The following is a 15,241-nucleotide window of genomic DNA, read 5'->3' on the forward strand; positions in this document are numbered from 1 at the left end:
TAATGGTCATATTAATGGTCATATTAATGGTCATATTAATGATAAAGATTGCTTTGGGTCTGGCGTGTTACTGAGCTAACACAGAACCGATTATTATATTTTACGAGGCATGAGTATGCAGCACACTCAACAATCAAACGTTAAAATTAACCCGCTAAATCAACAATCGTTATCCACTTTATCTGCTGATGTTGATGTGCCGAAATACGATCGCAGTCAGTTAACGGCAGGCATTGTGCATATTGGTGTCGGTGGTTTTCATCGTGCTCACCAAGCAATGTATGTTAATGAATTGCTTAAAACTCCAGGCTCGGAATCGTGGGCTATTTGTGGTGTGGGTTTATTAGAAGCCAACCGTGGCTTGCGTGATGTATTGGTTAAGCAAGATTACTTATACAGTTTAACGGTGCGTCACCCTAATGGTCAGATAGATCATCAAGTGATTGGTTCAATGATTGATTTTCTGTTTGCACCAGAAAACAAGCAACAGGTGATTGATAAGTTAGTTAATCGACAAACCAAAATTGTCTCTCTGACCATTACTGAAGGCGGTTACAACTTTAACCCCGCAACGGGTGAGTTTGACTTTGCGAACCCTGAGATTATCCATGATATGGCTAATCTGCATGACCCTATCACCGCTTTTGGGTATATCACTGCCGCATTAATGCAACGCAAAGCCAATGGCATGAAGCCTTTTACCATTCAGTCTTGCGACAATATTCAACATAACGGTGACATGACCCGTAAAATGTTATTAGCATTTGTGAGTAAAATTGATGCTGAGTTAGGGCAATGGATAGCAGCAAACGTTGCGTTCCCCAATGCAATGGTTGACCGTATTACCCCTGTAACCACAAAAGCAGATATTGATCATGTCGCCAATACATTACACATTAATGATGAATGGCCAATCACCTGTGAAGCGTTTACTCAATGGGTCATTGAAGATAACTTTAGTGATGGTCGCCCTGCATTAGATACTGTTGGCGCGCAATTTGTGAGCGATGTTACCCCATTTGAGAAAATGAAAATCCGTTTACTCAATGCCGGCCATTCTGTATTAGGTTTACTCGGTTCTATCCATGGTTTTGCCACGATTGATGAGGCCGTTACCGACCCATTATTTGCCACCTATTTACGCCGTTTTATGGACGATGAAGTCACGCCATTGATTGATCAGTTAGAGGGTATCGATTTAACCCAATACAAAGATACCTTAATTGAGCGTTTTGCTAACCCGAACATCAAAGACAGCCTGGCGCGTATTTGTTTAGAAAGCTCAGCAAAATTACCGAAATTTATCATTGCATCCATTAATGAAAACATAGCCTTAAATCGCGATACCTCTTTAGCCTGTTTGGTGATTGCTGCCTGGTGCTTATACAGCGATAAACAGGTTAACCAACAAGGTGAAGCGCTGGATATTAACGATCAAATGGCCGCTAAATTACATACGTTCGCCAGTAAAACGAGTCAAGATCCATTAGCTTTTTTACAGTTAACCGATTTATTTGGCGACTTAAACAATCAAGCGGTTTTTTGTAAAGACTACCGTAACGCCATTGCTGACTTGTATAGCGAAAACAGTAATATCAAAGCGATTATGCAAGCAAGATTACAAGCAAAAGGTTAAGCATGATGAACAGTGTATTAGTGAATCATAAAGCCAAAGCGGATATTAATATCAGTTGTTTTGGTGAAGTCTTGTGGGACTGTTTTCCTGACGGTAAACGTGTTGGCGGCGCGCCGTTAAATGTGTGCGTCAGGCTCAATGCTTTAGGCATTAAAGTTTCAATGATCAGCGCCGTAGGTGATGATCAATTAGGCCATGAGTTGTTAGCATTTATTGATGAACGTGGCGTTAACCGCGATTGTATTGCGATTAATCCGCTTAAAAGCACCAGTACCGTTGAGGTGACGTTAGACAAAAATGGCTCTGCGTCATATGAAATCGTGGCTGATACTGCCTGGGACAATGTGGCGTTAACAGACACGATTATTAACCAGGTTAAACAAGCTGATGTATTGGTATTTGGCAGCTTAATTGGCCGCAGTCCTGTGTCATTAGCCACATTAACTGAGTTAGTGAACGCGGCTCATTTTACGGTGTTTGACGTTAATCTGCGTGCGCCGCATTACGATATCGACAGCATAGTTGAATTGATGAATAAAGCTGATTTCATTAAATTAAATGATGATGAACTCTACGAAATTGCCAAAGCAATGGGTTCACCGTTTAATTCATTAGAGCAAAATGTCGATTACATTGCTGCGCAAACACACACTGAGTATTTGTGTGTAACGAAAGGCAGTCATGGCGCGTTATTAAGTGTAAAAGGGCAGAAGTTTTACAACTCTGGTTACCTGGTCAATGTGGTTGATACCGTGGGCGCCGGTGACTCGTTTTTAGGGTCGTTATTGTATCAATTGTGCAGTGACAATAACCCGCAATATGCGATTAACTTTGCTTGTGCCGTTGGCGCAATGGTGGCGCAGTCTGCTGGCGCAACGCCTGTATTAACGCTTGAACAGATTAATGCGTTTATGCAACCGGCGTGAGCGTTAAAGCGATGCGTTGCGTTGCGTAAAAATTGAGTAGTAGATCAATCGTTTTGTATGTAAACAGTTGTTGTATGTAAAAGTGAAGTGTCGTGTGTCTTTTGGGTATTTCCCCTTTATTTAACCCGCTAGCGCTTGGTTTTTATGTTTATAAATAACCAAGCGCTTTTTTCTTTTCTAGGTAATATGATTATTGCTCGCTGCTTAATTCCAAAATCCCCGCAGTTTTAGAACCAAATAGCTGTTGATGCAATCTGCCTGCAAACCCATCGGTCATCCCTGAAATATAATCGGCAATCACGCGCATGGGGTTACTGTTTTCAGCATTTGCGGCTAACCAACGCTCACGGGTGTTAAGCGGCAGTAATCGCTCAGGATCTGACGCAAAGGCTTCAAACAATTCCATAATGATTTGCTGGCCTTTGTATTCGAGCATTTGAATTTCAGGTTTACGAATCACATATTTAAACACCAATTGTTTGAGTACATGCAAGGTACTGGCAAAATCTGGCTGCAGCTGCGCGTTGTATTTTAATAAGTCGGCTTCAAAGCTGTCGTTGGTATCGATGCTAATCGCAGTGACAAAGCCGTTAACTAAAGTTCCTATGGCATCTTTGCGTAAATGATGCTCATGGGAAAATAACTTTTCGCCAATACTGGCGATTTCTGATGTTAACCACTCATCGTTGATATGTTGTAACTGATCAACCACATCATGTTGCCACTGGCGCTGATTGACAATACCCATCACTATCGCATCTTCTAGATCATGCACGGCATAAGCAATGTCATCAGCCAGCTCCATAATCGAGCAGTCTAATGATTTAAAACGCGTTTTAAGGTGAGGGTAGTGGGCATTGACCTGGCTTTGCTCACTGCTGATAAACAGTTGGCGATCGTTGTCGCTTAACGCTGATAACACCCAATCGATAATGGGGTTGTCGTCATCAAATAAGCCTTTAACCGGCGGCCAATCTGATGGTTTCAATTGACGATGATTGGCTATGTCGGGCTTATGTTGATCGATAAACAATTGCGAATGCATGGCTGGGTATTTCATGATCCCAAGTAAAGTGCGCCGCGTAAGGTTCATACCCCATGACGGAGTATAAGGTTCTAGGCGTGACAGAATTCGAAAGGTTTGGCCATTACCTTCAAAACCACCATGATGTCGCATCATGTAGTTGAGCGCCACTTCACCACCATGACCAAAAGGTGGATGACCGATATCGTGAGCCAGGCAAACCGATTCGATTAAGCTCATCGAGTTAAGTAAGTATTTAAACTCGGGGTATTTACGGCGTAATTGTGCGGTAATGCCGGTACCAATTTGCGATACTTCTAATGAGTGGGTTAACCGAGTGCGATAAAAGTCGTTCATGCCAACACCCAGTACTTGGGTTTTTGCCTGTAAACGTCTAAAGGCAGCAGAGTGTAAAATGCGGGCGCGATCGCGCTGAAACGGGCTGCGATGATCATTACGGCGTTGTTTATCTTCACCTAGTAGGCGTTGGTGCCAAATATTGTCTTGCTGCTCTTTGGTATTGGGCATAACTATCCTTACAGCATTTGGTTAATTTCATCTAAATTCAGGGTAAAACTTGGAATAAAACAGTCTCTAAAATAGTGCACCGCAGGATTGGGATTGTCATCAAGTATGTGTTCTAAACGCTTACGTGCGCTGTTAAATTCACTGTTACCGGCTTTTTGTTCTTCTAAACATTTCAAATAGGCGCATAGCGTGTCAGCGGCTTTCACAATCGCTTTGTATTGCGGATCCGCGGCTTCGCTGATAAATAAGCTTCGATAATCCTCTTTAAATTCATCGGGTACCATTTCAAGCATACGCTGTTCGGCAATGGCTTCAATTTTTTTATATTCGGCTTCGATTTCTTTATTAAAGTATTTAACGGGAGTGGGTAAGTCACCCGTTAATATTTCGCTGGCGTCATGATAAATCGCAATGGTCGCGGCCTGATTAGGGTCTAAATCGGTGGCGAATTTTTTATTACTAATAATCACTAATGCGTGTGCAACCATGGCCACTTGTAATGAATGTTCTTGGACGTTTTCGCGGCGAACGTTGTACATTAACGGCCAACGTTGGATAAGTTTCATGCGGGCTAAGTGGGCAAAAAGATGACTCATGATAATCCTTACATTAAATGCATAATCTGTAATTCACATCTCAGCTTACCTGAGCTAGAGGATAAAAAAAAGCGACTGTTCAGTCGCTTAGTGTTTTAGTTGTCGCCAGTCTTCACAGACGTTATTGACGGTAATCTTCTAAAAAGTCGCCAAACTCATTTAACGCTTTGGTTAAGTCGGCTTTGTGCGGCAAAAAGACCACGCGTAAGTGATCGGGTTCGGGCCAATTAAAGGCGGTGCCTTGCACTAAGAGGATTTTTTTGGTTTTCAGTAAATCGAGCACTAGGCGTTCATCATCACGTAAATTAAACTTTTTCATGTCTAATTTAGGAAAGGCATACAGGGCGCCTTTGGGTTTTTTACAACTCACGCCAGGAATTTGATTGAGTAACTCGTATACCGCGTCTCGTTGAATGGTTAAGCGGCCGTTGGGGAGTATCAACTCATTAATAGACTGATAACCACCCAGTGCAGTTTGTATCGCGTGTTGATTGGGCACGTTGGCACACAAACGCATTGAGGCGAGCATTTCTAAGCCTTCAATGTAACTTTTGGCGGCTTTTAAATTGCCTGATAACATCATCCAGCCCACACGGAAGCCAGCAGCACGATAGGCTTTTGATAGGCCATTAAAGGTGATGGTTAAAATATCGTCAGACAAACGTGCTGCAGGAATGTGTTTTGCTTCGTCGTATAAAATCTTGTCGTAGATTTCATCGGCAAATAATATTAGGTCGTGCTGGCGACATAACTCGATGACCTGTAACAGCAACTCTTCGCTATACACTGCGCCGGTTGGGTTATTAGGATTAATTAACACAATGGCGCGCGTGCGGCTGCTGATTTTACTTTTAATGTCATCTAAATCCGGAAACCAATCGGCTTCTTCATCACAACGATAATGCACCGCTTTGCCGCCAGCAAGGTTTGCTGCAGCTGTCCATAAAGGATAGTCAGGAGAGGGGATAAGCACTTCATCATCGGTGTTAAGTAATCCTTGCATGGCCATCACGATGAGCTCTGAAACACCATTACCGATATAGATATCTTCTATATCCACGCCAAAAATACCTTGTGCCTGGTAATGTTGCACAATGGCTTTACGGGCGGAGAATAAGCCTTTGGATTCGCAATAACCTTGCGCACTTGGCAGGTTTAAAATTACGTCTCGCACGATTTCTTCTGGGGCTTCAAATCCAAACGGGGCCGGGTTACCGATATTTAATTTTAAGATACGGTGACCTTCGTCTTCTAAACGGCGGGCTTCTTTATGTACTGGTCCACGAATGTCGTAGCAAACAGAGTCAAGTTTATTGGATTTGATAATGGGTCGCATACTACTCTCAATAACTAAATACGGCTTAAGTTAGCGAACCATAACGAATTTATTGACTTTGTGAAAGGGGCAAGCGAGCAAATTGAATAATAATATCAGTCGTTCATGCTATTTATGAGGGTAATTAAGCCTTTGCTTTAGTGTTTTATGCTGTTTGGTTGGTTGGTTTTAGTGTTTATGGAATGTGTAGAGACAAAAAAGCCAGCACGTATGCTGGCTTTTAGAGCGTTTACTTGAGTTATGGCTATTTCAGCTGAGACTCAAATTAACTGGCGATTAAACGCGCTTTTTGAACTCGCCTGTGCGAGTGTCAATTTCAATCTTGTCGCCCACTTTAACAAAATCAGCAACAGTAATAGTACCGCCGCCAGTGATGGTAGCTGGCTTCATTACTTTACCTGAAGTATCACCACGAGCTGAAGGCTCTGTGTAAATAACTTCACGTACGATGTGAACTGGTAATTCAACAGAAATGGCTTTCTCGTTGTAGAAAGTCACTTGGCACTGATCTTCCATACCATCAACGATGTACGCAGCAGCATCACCTAGATTGTCAGCTTCAACGTCGTATTGGTTGTATTCTTCATCCATGAATACATACATAGGATCAGCGAAGTATGAGTAAGTACAATCAAGACGTTCTAAAATAATATCGTCTAATTTGTCTTCACCTTTAAAGGTTTGTTCAGTGCCAGAGTCTAGCAATACGTTTTTTAATTTTAACTTAACGATTGCAGCGTTACGGCCAGAACGAGTTGTCTCAGTCTTCTGAACAACCCATGGGCTGCCATCTAACATGATCACGTTACCAGGACGGATTTCATGAGCAGTTTTCATTGTACTATTTCCTATATATATGGACTTTTTATATTTACAGAGCAGTATCTTAGCTATTTTTAACGAATTGAACTAGTCGACTCGCAAGATCTGCATCATTTAATGCGTTATTTGGCCAATTAAGCGCATGTTGCTGTAATGGCAAAATAACAGAATTTAATTGTTGCCAGTAGTTCACTACGGCATGTTGATCACCTTGATTGAAGGCCAAATTCACCTCACACCAAGCGGTCGATATTTCTGCCGCAAGATTATCGCAGTAAATCTTCATAAAAGCTTGTAATTTTACTAGATGATAATCATCTTCTTGGGGGTAAATGTGCCAAATAAAGGGTTTTGCGGCCCATTGTGCCCGTAAAAACGAATCTTCACCGCGCACAATATTAAAATCACAGCTCCATAGCAAGCGATCAAAGCCTGTTTGGTCGGTCATGGGTAAAATATGCAGAGTGAGATTACCGAACTTAAATTGCTGACCGGGCATCAAATGATTAACATCGCAGGGGAAAAATGAGGCTAAGCTGGTTAAACTACGACCTTTAGGTATTAGCGCATGTATTGGTTTGGCTGATGTTTGCCATTGGGCCATTAATGCGGTTAACGCCGGGCTTTCATAACTAAACACACTAATGACAGTGTCATCAACATTAATGCCACTCAGACCTAGTTGGTCAAAGAGACCCATTTTATTATTGGGGTTGGCTTGCCATAGGTCACGCTCTTTAAAGAGGTGTTGCTCGCAAATTAGCCCGCCTGTTTTTGGGTTAAAACCGGGGAAATAAAACCACTTTTTAACACCGCTTGGTTGTGTTGAAGGTAAACCATGACAACCGTCTACCCAATTTTCGGCACTTAAATATTCAAGGTTTAACCAGTGTGGCGCTGAGCTTTGCGGTTGTTTATGTAATTGTTCAATGACCGACTTTACCTGTTCAGGTAATTCACAAGCAAAGGCTTCGATAATGACTTCGCCGGCTTGATAGTCTATATCTAATGGGTTATTCCATTGAAATATATTCACACGATTAAACGTTTGTTGGCAAAGTACAGGATTAAGGTTCGGTAAAATATGTGAGAAACTGTGTAAATCATCTACCCATAAGTTTACCGGGATGTGGTATTCAGCCGCCAATTGCTTAGCTAAGCGCCAGGTCACTCCAATATCGCCATAGTTGTCGACAACAGTGCAAAAGATGTCCCAGTGTTTAACGCGTTGAGTGTGATCTGTTGTGGTCATAAATAGAGGTGAAGTACATCATTAATGTAAAATTTGAATAGTAAAAAAGCGGCAAATGCCGCTTTTTTGTTGGGTAAAGCCAGAATTAATCTGCTAATTCTGCTAAGCACATTTCTTCATAAATTAGCTTAACCCAGCCATCAACACGCTCTTCAGTAAGTTCAGGTTGACGGTCTTCATCAATCCCTAAGCCTACAAAGTGCTTGTCGTCTGCCATGCCTTTAGAGGCTTCAAAATTATAGCTTTCAGATGGCCAGTGACCAATGATAATACCACCGCGAGCTTCAACAATGTCACGTATCATGCCCATTGCGTCAAGGAAGTATTCTGCATAGTCTTCCTGGTCACCACAACCAAAAATAGCCACTAACTTATCGGTAAAGTCGATTTGCTCAAGCTCAGGGAAAAAGTCATCCCAATCGCACTGCGCTTCGCCGTAATACCAAGTTGGAATGCCAAACATAAGCAAGTCGTATTCAGCGATTTGCTCTTTGGTGCTCTTAGCGATGTCTTTAACATCGAGCATGCTTTTGCCCAGTTTTTTCTGGATCATTTTGGCTACAGCTTCGGTGTTACCTGTGTCGCTACCGAAAAAAAGACCTACAGTTGCCATTGTCTATCCTTTAAATATCTAGTTCGCGTTGTGCGATGTTCTAAAAACGTCTCAGTTGTCGAGTTGCTGTTGCAGAATAAATTCGATTAACTGGCTACGGCTGATGTTACTGTTCAAAGCTTGTTGGTTCAAGGCATCATACAAATCTTGTGACACTTTTAACTCTATTCGCTTTAAACCGTTAGCGCGATCACGCTGAATTTGGTTACGCTTATTGATCTTTAATTGCTGTTCCCGAGAAAGTGGGTTACTTCTCGGACGCCCTCGGCGTGTTTCACTGGCAAAAAGGTCAATAGTCGTTCTATCTGTTGTTTCTTTTGCCATTGTATTTTAACCGATCCCAGAGCCTTCCCAGGTCATCTGTATAATACCTTTTGCAATAAACCCGGCACAGCCGAGAAATAACACTGCCCAAACAATATATCGACCAAATTTAGGGACATCACCTTGTTTAAGCACATCATGGATTGCCATGCCGATAAAAAAGAATATCGACGCAAAAAACAAGTTAAGCCCAACGGCTTCAATTTGATCCATGTACTGATTTAACATACTTCTACCTTCGCTTTAGTCATGTCTGGCGAAAAGAGGGCGCGAATATATCACATCGTGTCAGAATTGGGTATGTGCAAAACAGTAAATTATTAAAATTTACCCTTGGTTTTGCTCAATAAACTCAGCCACGATACGATTGAATATCTCAGGCTTTTGAGCATGCAGCCAATGACCTGTGCCATTTAAGGTTTTTGCGGTCACTTGAGGAAATTGACGGACAATTTCATCACGGTGTTCTGCAGTAACATAATTCGATTCGCCGCCGCGTATAAACAGTGTTGGCTTGTCAAAATGCACATCAGAGCTAATAGGCAAATCCCAACCAATAATACGCGGGTAACAATGAATTAGACCATCAAGATTCATCTTCCATTCAAAACCTGTGTCAGTACGTTGCAGGTTTTTCAATAGAAATTGAGACGTTGCTTCATCAATACCTGAGCTGATCAAATGGGCCAATGCCGATTTACGGCTGGTATGTTCGTCAAAGACTAAACTGGTTAACGCTGCAAACACGGTTTGATGACGCGGTTCGTATGCCACAGGTGCAATATCGGCTACCACCAGACTTTTTACTCGCGTTGGATGTAATAACGCCATGGCCATGGCTATTTTTCCGCCCATAGAATGGCCTACAACATGTGCGCCAGAGATCTGCAATTGGTCTAATAAATCCACCATCGCATTGGCAAGAGACGGGTAATCCATGTTGTCCCAATGCTCGCTTAATCCATGATTAGGCACATCAACGCGAATAACCTGATGGTTTTGTTGTAATACACTAGCGAGGTTTTTTAAGTTATCAAGGTTGCCAAATAATCCATGAATCAGCAGGACGGCTTCACCTTGACCTTGAGAGATATAATGCATAACGCGATAAACTCGTGACAACAATCAATTTGGCTGAATTTTGCGGCAATGGGTTAAGCAAATCAAGTTTTGCTGACCGTCTGAACCATAATTGCTGTAATTTTACCCGTGAAATAATAAATTTTAGCGAATATGCGCCATTAAATGATTTTGCTACTTTATTAGTAGGTTAAGCTTGGCTTACACTGAAGCTATATTTTGATCGCTGCGTAAAAATTTGATCGGCGATCGCGTGTTTAACGAGATTTAACGTAACGTTGAGCCTAAGACAAATAGAAGAATAAGGATGACTCTGATGAAATACATTGAAATTGATGAAGAACTTTATCGCTTTATTGCCAGCAAGACTGAACGCATCGGCGAGAGCGCTTCGGATATTTTACGTCGTTTATTGCATTTGTCAGTGGAAACCGTAGTGGTCGATTTACCCGAGGCCATCAGCGAACCAAGCCTTGAAACTGAACCTGTAGCGGTGAGCGAATCCCAGAGCCAACGTAGTCAGTTATTTAATCAGGCTAAAGCGGCGGTTGAAAAAGTGATTGCGGCACAAGTAGAACCTGAACTTGAAAACGAGCAAGACGCGATTGTTAGCAGTATTGAATTTAAATCTATCGTTAATGAACATTTATTATCCCAACAAAAAGGGGCAGTGGGTCGTTTCATGTGGTTGCTTGGTAATTTACAAGCTGCAACGGGTAGCGACTTTACTAAAGTGCTCGATATTCAAGGTAAAGGACGTTTGTATTTTGCCCGTTCAAAACAAGCGTTATTAGAGTCGAGCCCGTCTTCAAATCCTAAAGAGATTGGTGCCAGTGGCTTTTGGGTAACCACCAATAATAATACCGCCAAAAAGCAAGCCATCTTTATTGAGGTATTAGAGCATTTAGGTTGCGACAGTGAATACGCCCGCACCATTGCAGAATATATTTAAGTTTGTCATCAACCCGTTAATTTACTCGTAGGAGACCACTTGTGGCTATTCATCAACGCGCAGGACAGCAAGCTTTACAAACGGATTTAGTGAATATCCCTAAATTGATGAGTCACTATTATCGTATTATTCCCAACGTGGAAGACGTACAGCAAAAAGTGACATTTGGTACCTCTGGCCATCGCGGTAGTGCATTTAATGCCAGTTTTAACCAAAATCACATTTGGGCCATTGCCCAAGCGGTTGTTGATTATCGTCAATCAGCGGGCATAACCGGGCCGATGATTGTCGGTTTTGATACCCATGCCTTGTCTTATGCTGCATTTATGTCGGTGGTTGAAGTATTAACAGCAAATCAAGTCAAAATGCTTATTCAAAAAGACGATGGTTTTACACCTACCCCTGTGGTGTCGCAAGCCATTGTTCGTGCAAATTCGACAGCACCTGCCGCGTTAATCGATGGGTTAATTATTACTCCGTCGCACAATCCTCCACAAGATGGTGGCATTAAGTACAATCCTCCTCATGGTGGCCCAGCTGAAGGTGACATCACTAAAATCATCGAAACCAAAGCCAATGAGTATTTAGCTAATCAGCTTTCAGGGGTTAAAAAAGTCAATTACGGTGTTGCGGTAAAATCGGGCTGGATTGATGAGGTAGACTTTATCGCGCCGTATGTTGAGTCACTTGCACAAGTGATAGACATGGATGCGATTAAAAAAGCCAATATTCGTTTAGGTGTCGATCCCCTTGGTGGCTCAGGTATTTATTATTGGGAACACATTGCTGCGCAATATGGGCTTAATATTACTTTGGTTAATGACAGAGTCGACCCGACCTTTGGTTTTATGCCGCTGGATAAAGACGGTAAAATTCGCATGGATTGCTCGTCTCCTTATGCCATGGCAGGCTTGCTAGCCTTCAGCGAAGATTATGATTTGTGCGTCGGTAACGACCCAGATTATGACCGTCACGGTATTGTTTGCCCAGGTTTTGGCTTAATGAATCCGAACCATTACTTAGCCGTGGCGATAGATTATTTAATGACTCATCGTCCACAATGGTCTGAATCATTATCGGTAGGTAAAACATTGGTCTCTAGCGCAATGATAGATCGCGTTTGTGCTGCATTAGGCCGTCAATGTTTAGAAGTGCCAGTCGGCTTTAAATGGTTTGTTGATGGTTTAGCCCAAAGCACGATTGCCTTTGGCGGTGAAGAAAGTGCCGGCGCGGCGTTTTTAAAACGTGACGGCAGCACTTGGTGTACTGATAAAGACGGCTTTATTTTAGCGTTGTTAGCCGCTGAAATATTAGCGGTGACGGGTAAAACACCGGCGCAGCGTTATAAAGAGCTAACCGACCAATTTGGCGAAAGTTTTTATACTCGTATCGATAGCCCAATAAGCCTTAAGAAAAAAGCCAAGTTTGAATTACTTAACGCGCAGAGTTTTACCGATACTGAGCTGGCGGGTGAAACCATTACTGCGATTTTAAGCCATGCGCCGGGTAATAATGCAGCGATAGGCGGGATTAAAGTGACCACCGAAAACGGTTGGTTTGCGGCTCGTCCATCTGGCACTGAAGCGCTATTTAAAATCTACGCTGAAAGCTTTATTAGTCAGCAGCATCTTGAGAGTATTATTTCCCAGGCGCAAACCATGATTGATTCAGCGTTAAAAGGTTAAGGCTGATCTAGTTTGCTCATAATAGGTTAAGTTTGCGGTTGAACTTTTAATCAAAAATAAAAAAGCACTGAATAATCAGTGCTTTTTTTGTGTTTAACAGTGAGGGTTATGCGAGATCAAATCGATCGGCATTCATCACTTTTGTCCACGTGTTAACGAAGTCCTGTACAAACTTCTCTTTTGCATCGTCTTGGGCGTACACTTCAGCGTAAGCGCGTAAAATTGAATTTGAACCAAAGACCAAGTCAACCCGTGTTGCGGTCCACTTCACTTTATTTGTGCTGCGTTCAACAATTTGATACTCGTTTTTGCCGACAGGTTTCCAAGTGTTTGACATGTCGATTAAGTTTACGAAAAAGTCGTTTGAAAGCACGCCAACGTTGTCAGTAAATACTCCGTGTTGAGTGTTGTCGTAGTTAGTGCCCAGCACGCGCATACCGCCTACTAATACTGTCATCTCATGCGCGGTTAAGCCCATAAGCTGAGTGCGGTCTAACATCATTTCTTCTGGTTGCACAACATAGTCTTTCTTTTGCCAGTTACGATATGCATCGTGAAGCGGCTCTAACACTTCAAATGACTCAACATCGGTTTGCTCCTGGGTTGAATCACCACGACCTGCTGTGAATGGCACAGTGATATTAACGCCAGCAGCTTTAGCCGCTTGTTCAACCGCTGCAGTGCCGCCCAGTACAATTAAGTCAGCCATGCTTACTGGTTTGGTTAATCCTGCTTTAATCGTGGTTAATGCGCTGAGTACTTTTTGCAGTCTTGCGGGTTCATTGCCTTGCCAATCTTTTTGAGGCACAAGCTGTATACGGGCACCATTTGCGCCGCCGCGGAAATCTGATCCACGGAAAGTACGTGCGCTGTCCCATGCGGTTGACACTAACTCGGCAACCGACAAACCACTGGCTAAAATTTTCGCTTTTAACTCACTGATTTCTGGCTCCGTTAAACGGTAATCCACTTGCGGCACAGGGTCTTGCCAAATTAACTCTTCAGCAGGTACATCGGGACCAAGGTAACGACTCTTAGGACCTAAATCACGGTGTGTTAATTTAAACCAAGCACGGGCGAAGACGTCTGAGAAGTAGGCAGGGTCTTTATAAAAACGTTCTGAAATCTTACGATATTCAGGATCCATTTTCATTGCCATGTCTGCATCTGTCATCATGGGTTCGACTTTAATTGACGGGTCTTCAACGTCTGCTGGCTTGTGCTCTTCTTTAAGATCGATAGCTTTCCATTGCCAGGCTCCTGCTGGGCTTTTGGTCAATTCCCAATCGTAATTCAGTAATAGCTCAAAGTAGCCGTTATCCCATTGTGTTGGGTTAGTGGTCCATGCACCTTCAATACCACTTGTTACAGTGTCTCGGCCAATACCGCGGCTGGTTTTGTTTAACCAACCTAAGCCTTGATCTTCTAATTCAGCACCTTCAGGATCGGGGCCTAAGTTTTCTGCACGGCCATTTCCGTGTGACTTACCTACAGTGTGTCCACCCGCGGTAAGGGCAACGGTTTCTTCGTCATTCATTGCCATACGGGCAAAGGTAATGCGAATATCGTGTGCGGTTTTAATTGGGTCAGGGTTACCGTCAACGCCTTCAGGGTTAACGTAAATCAAGCCCATCATCACGGCTGCAAGTGGATTTTCAAGGTCTCGTTCACCAGAATAACGGCTATGTTCTGAACCGCTTGGCGCTAACCATTGTTTTTCAGAGCCCCAGTAGATGTCTTTTTCTGGGTGCCAAATATCTGCACGTCCACCAGCAAAACCAAAGGTTTTTAAACCCATTGATTCATAGGCAACCGTACCGGCCAAAATGATTAAATCAGCCCATGAAAGTTTGTTGCCATATTTCTTTTTAATAGGCCATAAAAGACGACGCGCTTTATCTAAATTGCCATTATCTGGCCAGCTATTAAGTGGAGCAAAACGTTGGTTACCTGTGCCAGCGCCGCCACGGCCGTCAGCAATACGGTAGGTGCCGGCAGAATGCCAAGCCATACGGATCATCAATCCACCATAATGTCCCCAGTCAGCGGGCCACCAATCCTGGCTATCGGTCATTAATGCAGTGAGATCTTGTTTAACGGCTGCAAGGTCTAAAGATTTGAAGGCTTCGCGATAATCGAAATTGGGATCCATAGGATCAGATTTGCTGTCATGCTGATGAAGGATGTCGAGGTTAAGTGCTTTTGGCCACCATTCCATCACATCATTTGATACTGAGGTATTACCGCCATGATTGACAGGGCACTTACCGAGCGATTGCTGAGCTTTTTCCATGAGATGTTCCTTTATCACTAAAATAGTTTAAACGTTAAGCATCATTGGATTACTTTTTCAGGCTAACTGAGTGTGATGACAAATTAAAGCAACTTTTATCTATCTGTTTAATCGGTTTTACTAATACACATAAATGCACCCAAAAACTGTTTAATAATAGTACAGTTATATACA

14 protein-coding genes are annotated in these 15,241 nt (G+C 42.7%); 4 read left to right on the forward strand and 10 right to left on the reverse strand.

Annotated features, from left to right (window positions below):
- Window positions 1-109: 109 nt before the first annotated feature.
- Both AC19MX_RS07200 and AC19MX_RS07205 read left to right on the forward strand, forming a co-directional pair.
- Complete coding sequence (locus AC19MX_RS07200) at window positions 110-1,636, forward strand: mannitol dehydrogenase family protein (protein ID WP_498297332.1); 1,527 nt, start codon at window positions 110-112, stop codon at window positions 1,634-1,636.
- 5 nt (window positions 1,637-1,641) lie between these two features.
- Window positions 1,642-2,562, forward strand: coding sequence for a carbohydrate kinase family protein (locus AC19MX_RS07205; RefSeq protein ID WP_498297517.1), 921 nt, complete (start codon window positions 1,642-1,644; stop codon window positions 2,560-2,562).
- A gap of 190 nt (window positions 2,563-2,752) precedes the next feature.
- Here AC19MX_RS07205 and AC19MX_RS07210 read toward each other — a convergent pair whose 3' ends face one another.
- The 9 genes from AC19MX_RS07210 to AC19MX_RS07250 form a co-directional block, all read right to left on the reverse strand.
- Entirely contained in the window at window positions 2,753-4,114 is a 1,362-nt protein-coding gene (locus AC19MX_RS07210; protein WP_498297334.1) for an anti-phage deoxyguanosine triphosphatase, read from the reverse strand.
- An 8-nt stretch (window positions 4,115-4,122) separates the two neighbouring features.
- Complete coding sequence (gene yfbR, locus AC19MX_RS07215) at window positions 4,123-4,710, reverse strand: 5'-deoxynucleotidase (RefSeq protein WP_498297336.1); 588 nt, start codon at window positions 4,708-4,710, stop codon at window positions 4,123-4,125.
- Between the two features lie 121 nt (window positions 4,711-4,831).
- Window positions 4,832-6,046: a pyridoxal phosphate-dependent aminotransferase gene (locus AC19MX_RS07220; RefSeq protein WP_498297338.1), complete on the reverse strand. Its 1,215-nt coding sequence runs from the start codon at window positions 6,044-6,046 to the stop codon at window positions 4,832-4,834.
- Between the two features lie 276 nt (window positions 6,047-6,322).
- On the reverse strand, window positions 6,323-6,883 hold the full coding sequence (efp, locus tag AC19MX_RS07225) for an elongation factor P (protein ID WP_432402105.1): 561 nt from the start codon (window positions 6,881-6,883) through the stop codon (window positions 6,323-6,325).
- 49 nt (window positions 6,884-6,932) lie between these two features.
- The gene (earP, locus tag AC19MX_RS07230) at window positions 6,933-8,120 is read right to left on the reverse strand and encodes an elongation factor P maturation arginine rhamnosyltransferase EarP (protein ID WP_498297340.1); all 1,188 of its coding nucleotides are present in this window, start codon (window positions 8,118-8,120) and stop codon (window positions 6,933-6,935) included.
- Between the two features lie 85 nt (window positions 8,121-8,205).
- Window positions 8,206-8,733: a flavodoxin FldA gene (gene fldA, locus AC19MX_RS07235; RefSeq protein ID WP_498297341.1), complete on the reverse strand. Its 528-nt coding sequence runs from the start codon at window positions 8,731-8,733 to the stop codon at window positions 8,206-8,208.
- A 51-nt stretch (window positions 8,734-8,784) separates the two neighbouring features.
- Window positions 8,785-9,057, reverse strand: a complete 273-nt coding sequence (gene ybfE / locus AC19MX_RS07240) for a LexA regulated protein (RefSeq protein WP_432402099.1) — start codon at window positions 9,055-9,057, stop codon at window positions 8,785-8,787.
- A gap of 6 nt (window positions 9,058-9,063) precedes the next feature.
- Complete coding sequence (locus tag AC19MX_RS07245; RefSeq protein WP_124014960.1) at window positions 9,064-9,285, reverse strand: DUF2788 domain-containing protein; 222 nt, start codon at window positions 9,283-9,285, stop codon at window positions 9,064-9,066.
- 99 nt (window positions 9,286-9,384) lie between these two features.
- Window positions 9,385-10,158, reverse strand: coding sequence for an alpha/beta fold hydrolase (locus tag AC19MX_RS07250; protein ID WP_498297343.1), 774 nt, complete (start codon window positions 10,156-10,158; stop codon window positions 9,385-9,387).
- 295 nt (window positions 10,159-10,453) lie between these two features.
- Here AC19MX_RS07250 and seqA point away from each other — a divergent pair, with 295 nt between their 5' ends.
- Window positions 10,454-11,089, forward strand: coding sequence for a replication initiation negative regulator SeqA (seqA, locus tag AC19MX_RS07255; protein ID WP_498297345.1), 636 nt, complete (start codon window positions 10,454-10,456; stop codon window positions 11,087-11,089).
- A gap of 41 nt (window positions 11,090-11,130) precedes the next feature.
- Complete coding sequence (pgm, locus tag AC19MX_RS07260) at window positions 11,131-12,774, forward strand: phosphoglucomutase (alpha-D-glucose-1,6-bisphosphate-dependent) (protein ID WP_498297347.1); 1,644 nt, start codon at window positions 11,131-11,133, stop codon at window positions 12,772-12,774.
- A gap of 106 nt (window positions 12,775-12,880) precedes the next feature.
- On the opposite strand, the gene katG is transcribed toward pgm, so the two are convergent.
- Window positions 12,881-15,067: a catalase/peroxidase HPI gene (katG, locus tag AC19MX_RS07265; RefSeq protein ID WP_498297349.1), complete on the reverse strand. Its 2,187-nt coding sequence runs from the start codon at window positions 15,065-15,067 to the stop codon at window positions 12,881-12,883.
- Window positions 15,068-15,241 lie beyond the last annotated feature (174 nt).

This window comes from Shewanella sp. MF05956, from assembly GCF_059758055.1.

Excerpts from the sequence above, each read along its gene's own strand:
- AC19MX_RS07210 (WP_498297334.1), bottom strand. The coding sequence starts at position 4,114 with ATGCCCAATACCAAAGAGCAGCAAGACAATATTTGGCACCAACGCCTA.
- AC19MX_RS07245 (WP_124014960.1), bottom strand. The coding sequence starts at position 9,285 with ATGTTAAATCAGTACATGGATCAAATTGAAGCCGTTGGGCTTAACTTG.
- yfbR (WP_498297336.1), bottom strand. The coding sequence starts at position 4,710 with ATGAGTCATCTTTTTGCCCACTTAGCCCGCATGAAACTTATCCAACGT.
- katG (WP_498297349.1), bottom strand. The coding sequence starts at position 15,067 with ATGGAAAAAGCTCAGCAATCGCTCGGTAAGTGCCCTGTCAATCATGGC.
- seqA (WP_498297345.1), top strand. The coding sequence starts at position 10,454 with ATGAAATACATTGAAATTGATGAAGAACTTTATCGCTTTATTGCCAGC.
- efp (WP_432402105.1), bottom strand. The coding sequence starts at position 6,883 with ATGAAAACTGCTCATGAAATCCGTCCTGGTAACGTGATCATGTTAGAT.
- earP (WP_498297340.1), bottom strand. The coding sequence starts at position 8,120 with ATGACCACAACAGATCACACTCAACGCGTTAAACACTGGGACATCTTT.
- fldA (WP_498297341.1), bottom strand. The coding sequence starts at position 8,733 with ATGGCAACTGTAGGTCTTTTTTTCGGTAGCGACACAGGTAACACCGAA.
- AC19MX_RS07220 (WP_498297338.1), bottom strand. The coding sequence starts at position 6,046 with ATGCGACCCATTATCAAATCCAATAAACTTGACTCTGTTTGCTACGAC.
- AC19MX_RS07250 (WP_498297343.1), bottom strand. The coding sequence starts at position 10,158 with ATGCATTATATCTCTCAAGGTCAAGGTGAAGCCGTCCTGCTGATTCAT.
- AC19MX_RS07205 (WP_498297517.1), top strand. The coding sequence starts at position 1,642 with ATGAACAGTGTATTAGTGAATCATAAAGCCAAAGCGGATATTAATATC.
- AC19MX_RS07200 (WP_498297332.1), top strand. The coding sequence starts at position 110 with ATGAGTATGCAGCACACTCAACAATCAAACGTTAAAATTAACCCGCTA.
- ybfE (WP_432402099.1), bottom strand. The coding sequence starts at position 9,057 with ATGGCAAAAGAAACAACAGATAGAACGACTATTGACCTTTTTGCCAGT.